This is a genomic window from uncultured Mailhella sp. (assembly GCF_905187505.1).
Taxonomy (GTDB): domain Bacteria; phylum Desulfobacterota; class Desulfovibrionia; order Desulfovibrionales; family Desulfovibrionaceae; genus Mailhella.
The window spans coordinates 1-8852 of the sequence record NZ_CAJJIC010000096.1 but is presented as its reverse complement, the minus strand read 5'-3'; the positions used below and the strand labels follow the sequence as shown (position 1 = coordinate 8852).

The window sequence follows — 8852 nt, the reverse complement described above, 5'->3', positions numbered from 1 at the left end:
TGTGATAGGGCAGGGACATGACGGGACTCAGGAAGGAATCGGGCATATGGGGGGTGAAGTAGACGGCTGCCGTGAACATGATGGCTCCGGTTTCACCTGCGGCTCGGGCGAGGCCGAGGATGCATCCTGTAAGCATGCCGGGAAAGGCTGCGGGAATGATCACGCGCAGTATGGTCTGGACCTTGGTTGCGCCCATGGCGAAGGAGGCTTCGCGCCAGGAATCGGGCACGCGTCTCAGCGATTCTTCGGCCGTATTGATGATGATGGGCAGAGTAAGGATGGAAAGCGTGAGGATGCCGGAAATGAGGCTTACTCCGAGGCCGAGGAAGGTGACGAAGAAGGAGAGCCCGAAAAGTCCGAAGACGATGGAGGGCACGCCGGCGAGGTTGTTGATGCCGAAACGTATGTAGTAGGTGAGGCGGGAATGACGGCTGTATTCATGCAGATACACGGCCGTGGCCACGCCTATGGGAAAGACGATGACCATGGAGCCGAAAGCCAGAAGAAAGGTGCCTACGATGCAGGGCATGATGCCGCCTTCCGTCATCATTTTCCGAGGGTATTCGGTGAGGAATTCCCAGGAAAGGGCGGAAAATCCGTTGACGGCAAGGTAGAGGCACACGCCGGAAAGCGCCAGCACGTTGATGGCGGCCGAGGCGTGCAGCAGTCCGAACATCAGGGACTGAAGGCGCATGCGGAAGTGATTGCGCGTTGCGGTATTCATGTATTTTCTCTCAAGCGTTTTGCATGACGGCTCCGGGGCGGAACGTTCAGCATCCGATGCCGGAGTTCTTCTTTTCAGCGATGCGGAAGGCCGTGGCGTTGAAGATGAGGGTAAAGATGATGAGCACGATGCCGGTGGCAAAGAGCGCATAATAGTGCTCGCTGTGGAAGGGGGCTTCGGCCATTTCTGCGGCGATGGAGGCGGGAATGGGGCGTACGGAGTCGAACAGCGAGGTGGGAATGACGGCGGCGCCGCCGGCAACCATGAGCACGACCATGGTTTCGCCTATGGACCGGGACATTCCGAGCATGACGGCCGTGCCGATGCCTGAACTTGCCGCCGGAAGAACGACGCGGATCAGGGTTTCCCACTTTGTGGCGCCGAGGGAAAGCGAAGCCTCGCGAAGTTCTCTCGGGACGGAGTATATGGCGTCTTCGGCCACGGAACAGATGATGGGCACGCTCATGAAGGCCAGCATGAGTCCTGCGTTGAGCAGGTTGAGGCCCGTGGAGGCTCCGAGGTAGTCCTGCAGAAAGGGGGCGACCACGACCATGCCGAAGAAGCCTATGACCACCGAAGGCAGGGCGGCAAGAAGTTCGACGAAGGGCTTGACGATTCGTCTCATGCCTGGCTTTGCCACTTCGGAAAGATAGATTGCGGTGGCCACGCCGAGAGGTACGGCAATGACGGTGGCAAGCGCCATGACCGTAAGCGAACCCACGATGAGCGGCAGGATGCCGAATTCCATGGGATCGTCGGTAGGATACCAGTTCAGGCCGAACAGAAAGTCGGTGAGCGGATAGTCCTTGAAGAAGGGAAGGCCGTCCACCAGCAGAAAGATGACTATGCCGGCCATGGAGAGAATGGAGAGCGTGGATATGCCGGCCAGCAGCCATTCTGTGAGTCGTTCCTTGCGTGTTTTCATGCCGAGTCCGTTGAATACGAAAAAGTGGGGGAAAGTCCCCCGGGTGGGTCGGCTCCAGGAAGCGTCCGCCGAACTTTCAGCCTTCGGCGGAGCTTCTGGGAAGCCTGATCTCATGGCAGCGTTTCAGACACGGCGGGACGATTTCATCCGTCCCGGTCGGCCGTGGGAGAAAACGTCTACTTGGCGAGCGGAATGTAGCCGGCCTTCAGCACATCCTGCTGGCCGAGCTGGGGATCAAGCATGAAATCCATGAACTTGGCGGTGTTGCCGGCAGGCTTGCCGTTGGTGAAGAGGTAGAGGTCGCGGGAGAGAGGCCACTTCTTGGCAAGAGCGGTTTCGGCAGTGGCCTGGATGCCGCCGATGGAGAGCCCCTTGACGTTGTCATTCAGATATCCCATACCGATATAACCGATGGCGTTGGGATTGGTGGCCACGTTCTGAGCAACGCCGCCGTTGCTGGCCTGGGTGAGGGCCTTGGGCATGACCTTGGCGTCCTTCATGACCAGTTCCTTCCAGCATTCGTAGGTGCCGGAGGAGTTGTCGCGGTTGACGACCACGATGGTGTTGTCGCTGCCGCCCAGTTCCTTCCAGTTGGTGATCTTGCCGGAGAAAATGTCACGGAGCTGATCGATGGAAAGGTCTTTCACGGGGTTCTTGGTGTTCACGATGGGCACGAGGGCGTCCACGGCGATGACGGTGCGGGTCAGTTCCATTTTTTTGCCGGCGGCGAGCTTGGTTTCGCTGGACTTCACGTCGCGGGAGGACATGGCCACGTCGGTGATGCCGTCAAGCAGGGACTTGATGCCGGTACCGGAACCGCCGCCGGAAAGCACGATGGAAATGTCGGGATAGCTTGCCATGAAGTGCTCGGAAGCCTTCTGGATGATGGGCAGCACGGTGGTGGAACCGTTGATGGTGATGGATTCCGCGGCAGCCGCCGGAGAAACCGCGCAGAGCGTGAAGAGCACGCTCATAAGAATGTTTTTGATCTTCATGGATCAGACTCCTTGTTTCGTCCTGCGGATCATTCCGTCCGGACAGGTTGGAACTTAGAAAGGGATTGTTGCGTCAGTATATCCCGGATGTTAACTTTTTGTTTCAATTCAACGGCGCGGCAATTCACGATATTTTTATCGGAATGTAACATTGGCTTCATATAGGACGGCTACATACATTTGAAACCGAAAGGGGAACGTTGTGGATAACAAACAGCCTGTCATACTTGTGGTAGAAGATGACGACGACATTCGGGAACTGGTGGCCTTTTCTCTGGAAGAGGAAGGATACCATGTGGAGCAGGCCGCCGACGGCCTGCGCGGTCAGGAAATGGCCGAAACCATGAAGCCCGATCTCATCATTCTCGATCTCATGCTGCCCGGAAGGGACGGCCTTTCCGTCTGCCGTGAGCTGAACAAGCACGCCGCAGAGAGCATGCCGTGTCCCATTCTCATGCTGACGGCCCGGGGAGAAGAGATGGATCGCATCATAGGCTTTGAATACGGAGCCGATGATTATGTGGTCAAGCCGTTCAACATCCGTGAACTCATGCTGCGTGTGCGCGCCATTCTGCGTCGTCGCAGCATGGACACCGGCAAGCGTGTCATCACGAGGCACGGCGTCAGCCTGGATCAGCAGGGCCGTCGTGTTTCCATCGACGGCCGTACGCTGGAGCTTACGGCGCTTGAGTATCGTATCTTTGAGGACTTTTTTCTTAATGCGGGACGCATTCGCACGCGCGAGGAACTGTTGTCATCCGTGTGGGGATATCAGTTTGAAGGATACGAACGCACGGTCGACGTGCACATAGCCCGTCTGCGTCGAAAGCTGGGAGATGCCGCCCAGTATCTGGAGACGGTGCGCGGCATGGGCTATCGCTATAAGGAATAGCCATGAAGAACACTACCTTTTCCATTAAGATTTTTTTCTGTTTCTGCGTCGTCATCCTGTTTTCCGTACTTGTGCCGTGCGGGTATTTTCTTCACAGCATCAAGCAGGAAAGCATAGATCTCACGTGCGAAGAAGCCTTCCGGGAAGTCTCCTTTGTCCGCACCTACATCATGGAAGAGGTGAAGAAGGGCAAGTTCGACGAAAGGGAGACTCTGCCGGAGACTCTGAAGAATTTTTATTCTGGCGAAGAGCACCGCGTGACGCTCATCGATGCCGAAGGCACGGTGCTTTATGATTCCTTCGCCAAGGATATTTCCGAGCTTGAAAATCACCGTTATCATGAAGAAGTGGCCATGGCATTTGCCGATGGAGAGGGCTCCAGCGTGCGCTACAGCTCGAGCCTCGGAACTTCCTTTGTGTATGCGGCAAGACGTGTCAGCATTCCCGGGACTTCCATAAGCATCATCCGCGTTGCCGCACCGCTTTCTCTTGTGGAAGATCATGCTTCGAACAGAAGCAGGGCACTTCTGGCGGGGGCCGTGGCGGCGCTTGTTTTTGCCATAGCCTTTGCAGCGTTCATGTCCATGCGTTTCCGGCGTTCTCTGCAGCTTATGATTTCTTCCGTGGAGAATCTGGCGACCCCGGGCAGCCGCAGCGGACGCATAAGCCTGCGTACGCTTCCCGGCGATGAATTTGCACCTCTTGCCTCGGCGGTCAATTCCATGGCGCAGCGCATGGAAGTGCAGGTAAATCACATTCTTGCCCAGAAGGCGCAGCTTGATGCCGTGCTCAACAGCATAGCGGAAGGGGTGCTCGTAGTGGATCATGACGGCTGCATACGCAGCGTGAATGCCACGCTTGTGCGCCTTTTTCCTCGTGCCGCCCATGCCGAGGGGCTGCAGCCTGTGGAGGTCATTCCCTCGCCGGATCTTCAAAAGGGCATAGAGTCCCTGAAACATGACGTTCCGGAAAAACCGGTGCAGTTTGAAATGGACAACATGTCCGGCCGCAAGCTGCAGGTGCTTATCTGCCCCATTGTGGGTGAAAGCAAGCTGCTCATGGCCGTGGCCGTGTTCCATGACATTACGGAGATGTCCGTGCTCATGGAAATGCGCAGAGATTTCGTGGCCAACGTCTCGCACGAGCTGCGCACCCCCCTCACGGCCATCATGGGCTATGCCGAAAGTCTGAAACGCTATGTATCCGAGCCGCGGGCCCTTCATTTCCTGGAGGTCATCGACCGCAACTCACAGTACATGGCCACCATGGTCCAGGATCTGCTTCAGCTCTCCAGCATAGAAAACGGCGCCATTCCCATGGACATCAAGCCCATGCCGGCCTCCATGGCCATACGCGGAGGAATGGATTTGTGTCGGACTTCGGCAGAAGCCAAGAAGCTGGAATTCTGCGAGAAGCTTGACCTCGGGGACTTCTCCATCAAGGCCGACGCCGAGTATCTGACGAGAGTCATACGCAATCTGCTGGAAAATGCCTGCCGGTATGCTCCTGAAGGTTCGCAGATCGTGATTTCCGCCGAGCCCGACAGGGAAAGCGGCATGGCCGTCTTCCGCGTGGCCGACAGCGGGCCCGGCATTCCGCCGGAGCTCCGTGTACGGGTGTTCGAGCGCTTCTACAGAGTGGAAAAGCACAGAGGCGGACAGGTGTCGACGGGGCTGGGGCTTGCCATATGCAAGCACATCGTGGAACGCCACGGAGGCTGCATTTCCATTGAAGACGGGCCCGGCTGCATAGTCCGATTCACCGTTCCTCTTGCCTGAACCTTTTCATACGTCTCTCTTCAAGGAGATTTCCCATGCAGAACATAAAAATGGAGACCGTGTCGCTCAACTTCTTCTACGGAGCGAAGCAGGCGCTGAAGAACATCAGTCTCCAGTTTCCCGAAAAAAGGGTAACGGCTCTCATCGGCCCCTCCGGCTGCGGAAAGAGCACCTATCTTCGCTGCCTGAACCGCATGAACGATCTTGTGGCGGGCAGTCGGGCGGAAGGCAGCATATTGCTGGACGGGCAGGACATCAACGTGCGCGACTGCGACGTGGTTTCTCTGCGGCGCAGGGTGGGCATGGTGTTCCAGCGTCCCACGTCCTTTCCCAAGAGCATTTTTGAGAATGTGGCCTACGGATTGCGCGTCAACGGCGAGAAGTCGGAATCCGTCATTGCCGCCAAGGTCGAAGAAAGTCTGAAGCGTGCCGCGCTCTGGAACGAAGTGAAGGACAGACTTTCCGATTCTGCACTGGCCCTTTCCGGCGGACAGCAGCAGCGTCTGTGCATTGCCCGGGCTCTGGCCGTGGAGCCGGAAATTCTGCTCATGGACGAGCCTACCTCAGCGCTCGATCCCATCGCCACCCAGCAGATAGAAGAAGGCATAGGTCAGCTCAGGGATCAGCTTACCGTCATCATCGTCACGCACAACATGCAGCAGGCGGCCCGCGTTTCCGACTATACGGCCTTCTTCTACATGGGGGATCTCATCGAGACCGATGAGACCGACGTCATCTTCACTCGTCCCAAGCTGAAGCAGACGGAAGATTATATCACGGGTCGTTTCGGCTAGTTCCTGGCCGTGCGTCTTGGGGCGGATGGTCCTGAAGAGCACGATTGATGGACGATTTTTACGAACAACGAAAGCGGCGGCTTTGTCCGCCACAGTCTTCGCACGAAACCTGAACGTGCGGCGGAACATGCCGCATGGCGGAGCCATGCGCCAAACAGAGGTTGATCATGAAGGATCAGATGTACGGATCGTCCGTACTTCGTGGACTGAGGACCGAGCTGCTTACCATGGGCAGCCTTGTGCAGATGGCATACAGCAAGGCCCGCACCGCCGTGCTGCTCCGTGACGTCAATGTCGCGGAAGAGGTAGTCCGCGGCGATGACGTCATCGACGAGATGGAACTTGAGCTTGACGAAAAGTGCACCAGCGTCATTGCCAGAACGCAGCCCGTGGCCAAGGATCTGCGCTTCATCCTTACGGCCGTGCGCATGGTCCTTGACCTGGAACGCATCGCCGACGAGGCCGTGACCATAGGAAGGCAGGTGAACTTCCTGCCCGAGGCTCTCCCGTCGGAGCTTGAGCATGAGCTTGCCCGCTATATGCAGCTTGCCTTCGACATGCTTGATACGTCGCTCGGCTCTTTCCGCAATGAGGATGTGAATCAGGGCATGACGGTGTTTCAGAGCACGGACGAGAGCGTGCGCCTTCTGCTTTCCATTTATGAAAAGCTCATGAGCGCCGTTCGTCAGAATCAGGTCGATCCGGGGGTGGCAGTTCCTCTCATCCTCATCGTTCGTTCCATAGACCGCATCTGCCGTCGTTCCGAAAACGTGGTGGAGCATCTGTGCTTCATGTGCGACGGCATTACCGTCAAGCACAGAGTGAAGCTGTCCGGCAATGCCGGAAACTAAGAAGAAAAAAGGGATGCGAAAAGCCCTCCCTCCGCAGGCTTTTGCCGGCGGAAGGAGGGCTTTTTTATGGCGATATGTGTCGGGTATGCGGGAAAAACGAACGTCAAGCTTTCCCCGAAGGATCTTTTGGAGACTGTGCGCCGTTCAGGGAGAAGGCATCAGTCCTTGCGCAGAAGATGGAAATGATCGAACAGCTTGAATGCCAGGCTCAGGATGATGGCGATGATGGTGGCGAGCACCATGCCCTGAATGGTGAAAGAGCCGAAGGAAAGCTTGGCGCCGCTCAGGCCGATGATCATGATGACCGAGGTCATGACAAGGTTGGAAGACTTGCTGTAGTCCACCTTGCGTTCCACGAGCACGCGCAGGCCGGAGGCGGCGATCACGCCGAAGAGCAGCAGGCATACGCCGCCCATGACGGGCACGGGAATGCCGCGGATGAGCTCGGAGAGCTTGCCCACGAAGGAGAGCAGAATGGCCATGACGGCCGCGCCTCCGAGAACCCAGACGCTGTAGACGCGGGTAATGGCCATGACGCCGATGTTTTCGCCGTAGGTGGTGTTGGGCGTGGCGCCGAAGAACCCGGAAAGAATGTTGGAGCAGCCGTCGGCAAAAAGTGAACGGGAAAGACCGGGATCCTTGATGAGATCGCGTCCCACCACGTTGCCGGTGACGAGCAGATGGCCTATGTGCTCAGCCAGCACCACGAGCGCGGCGGGCGCAATGACGATGATGGCGTTGAGATCGAAGGTGGGAGCGTAGAAATGCGGTATCTGGAACCAGGGTGCCTCGATGACCGGGGTGAGGTCCACCATGCCCATAAAGAAGGCGAACACGTAGCCGCATATGACGCCGAAGAGCACGGGGATGATGGCCAGAAAGCCCTTGAACGCCACGGAGCCGACAACGGTGACGATGAGCGTGAACATGGACACCAGAACATTGTCCATGTTGATGTTTTCCCCCGTGAGACCGGCCATGGACGCGGCGGTAGGCGCAAGCTCAAGGCCGATGACGGCGATGATGGAACCCATGGCCGCAGGCGGGAAGATGACGTCTATCCATCTGGTGCCAACGGCCCTGATGAGCAGCGAGAAGAGAATGAAAAGAAGGCCGAAGACGATGAAGCCCGACTGCGCCGAGGAATAGCCGCTTGACGCGATGATGGCGAGCACGGGAGAGATGAAGGCGAAGCTCGATCCCAGGTAGGAAGGAATCTTGCCCTTCGTGAGCACGAGATACAGCAGAGTCCCTATGCCGTTCATGAACAGGCAGGTGGTGGGATTCACCTGGAACAGGAAGGGCACGAGCACGGTGGAACCGAACATGGCGAACAGATGCTGAATGCTCAGAGGAATGTTGAGAAGAAGCGGCGGCCGTTCCTCGACCTGAATGACGTGATATTCCACGGCACTATCCTCGTTGAAAAGAGTGTTGAAGGCGCACGCGCCCGGGGGAGGACAGGCCGGGAGCCTGCCCCCTTCCTGTCACGGCATCCGCGGAGAACCGCGGAAAAGCATCGGAGGTCTACAGGTCCATGAGCGCCAGACTGCGCCCCAGTTCAAAAGCCTTGCGGCAGTCTTCAGGGAAGACTTCCTCATGGTATTTTTTCTTTTCGGCCGGATCGTAGCGGTCGGCTTCGTAGAGACTGTAGTCGCTGAACTGCCAGGCATTGGCACTGCAGCATACTTTTGTTTCCACGCCCAGCATGTCGCCCATGCGGGCATGCATGCCTGCAAAGGGGGCGAGCACGCTTTCTGTTTGATCAGCGGTCACGCCGAAGGTGTATATGAAAGCCGAGGGAATGCGGCGCGGGAACACCCAGCGGTTTTCCCTGTTGTAAAGCATATGGCTGAACAGAAAGCGGTGTTCAAGCGCGAGCATTTCCGGTGT

At 57.4% G+C, this 8852-nt stretch carries 8 protein-coding genes and 1 pseudogene; 4 read left to right on the top strand and 5 right to left on the bottom strand.

Annotation, left to right across the window (positions count from 1 at the left end; translation table 11 throughout):
• The 3 genes from pstA to QZZ60_RS08720 all read right to left on the bottom strand — a co-directional run.
• Positions 1-724 (bottom strand): phosphate ABC transporter permease PstA (gene pstA / locus QZZ60_RS08730; protein WP_295640565.1); only part of this gene is annotated, 724 nt, incomplete at its 3' end.
• A gap of 46 nt (positions 725-770) precedes the next feature.
• Positions 771-1649 carry a phosphate ABC transporter permease subunit PstC gene (gene pstC / locus QZZ60_RS08725; protein ID WP_295640563.1) on the bottom strand — a complete coding sequence of 293 codons (879 nt, stop codon included), beginning with the start codon at positions 1647-1649 and terminating at the stop codon, positions 771-773.
• A gap of 176 nt (positions 1650-1825) precedes the next feature.
• Complete coding sequence (locus QZZ60_RS08720; RefSeq protein WP_295640561.1) at positions 1826-2644, bottom strand: phosphate ABC transporter substrate-binding protein; 819 nt, start codon at positions 2642-2644, stop codon at positions 1826-1828.
• Positions 2645-2846: 202 nt separating this feature from the next.
• Here QZZ60_RS08720 and QZZ60_RS08715 point away from each other — a divergent pair, with 202 nt between their 5' ends.
• The 4 genes from QZZ60_RS08715 (at position 2847) to phoU (ending at position 6959) form a co-directional block, all read left to right on the top strand.
• Positions 2847-3536: a response regulator transcription factor gene (locus QZZ60_RS08715; protein ID WP_295640559.1), complete on the top strand. Its 690-nt coding sequence runs from the start codon at positions 2847-2849 to the stop codon at positions 3534-3536.
• A gap of 2 nt (positions 3537-3538) precedes the next feature.
• Positions 3539-5314, top strand: coding sequence for an ATP-binding protein (locus QZZ60_RS08710; protein ID WP_295640557.1), 1776 nt, complete (start codon positions 3539-3541; stop codon positions 5312-5314).
• A 35-nt stretch (positions 5315-5349) separates the two neighbouring features.
• Positions 5350-6108 carry a phosphate ABC transporter ATP-binding protein PstB gene (gene pstB / locus QZZ60_RS08705; RefSeq protein WP_294447561.1) on the top strand — a complete coding sequence of 253 codons (759 nt, stop codon included), beginning with the start codon at positions 5350-5352 and terminating at the stop codon, positions 6106-6108.
• A 167-nt stretch (positions 6109-6275) separates the two neighbouring features.
• On the top strand, positions 6276-6959 hold the full coding sequence (gene phoU / locus QZZ60_RS08700) for a phosphate signaling complex protein PhoU (RefSeq protein ID WP_295640555.1): 684 nt from the start codon (positions 6276-6278) through the stop codon (positions 6957-6959).
• A 158-nt stretch (positions 6960-7117) separates the two neighbouring features.
• Here the strand turns inward: phoU and uraA are convergent, their stop codons facing one another.
• Positions 7118-8368 (bottom strand): uracil permease, encoded by a 1251-nt coding sequence (uraA, locus tag QZZ60_RS08695; protein ID WP_295640553.1) that lies wholly within the window; start codon positions 8366-8368, stop codon positions 7118-7120.
• 118 nt (positions 8369-8486) lie between these two features.
• Positions 8487-8852 (bottom strand): annotated as a pseudogene (locus QZZ60_RS08690) (flavodoxin family protein); the annotation flags it as partial.

What these genes read in the sequence shown, in the direction of transcription:
- pstC (WP_295640563.1), bottom strand. Translation starts at nt 1,649, where the DNA reads ATGAAAACACGCAAGGAACGACTCACAGAATGGCTGCTGGCCGGCATA.
- QZZ60_RS08720 (WP_295640561.1), bottom strand. Translation starts at nt 2,644, where the DNA reads ATGAAGATCAAAAACATTCTTATGAGCGTGCTCTTCACGCTCTGCGCG.
- QZZ60_RS08710 (WP_295640557.1), top strand. Translation starts at nt 3,539, where the DNA reads ATGAAGAACACTACCTTTTCCATTAAGATTTTTTTCTGTTTCTGCGTC.
- pstB (WP_294447561.1), top strand. Translation starts at nt 5,350, where the DNA reads ATGCAGAACATAAAAATGGAGACCGTGTCGCTCAACTTCTTCTACGGA.
- phoU (WP_295640555.1), top strand. Translation starts at nt 6,276, where the DNA reads ATGAAGGATCAGATGTACGGATCGTCCGTACTTCGTGGACTGAGGACC.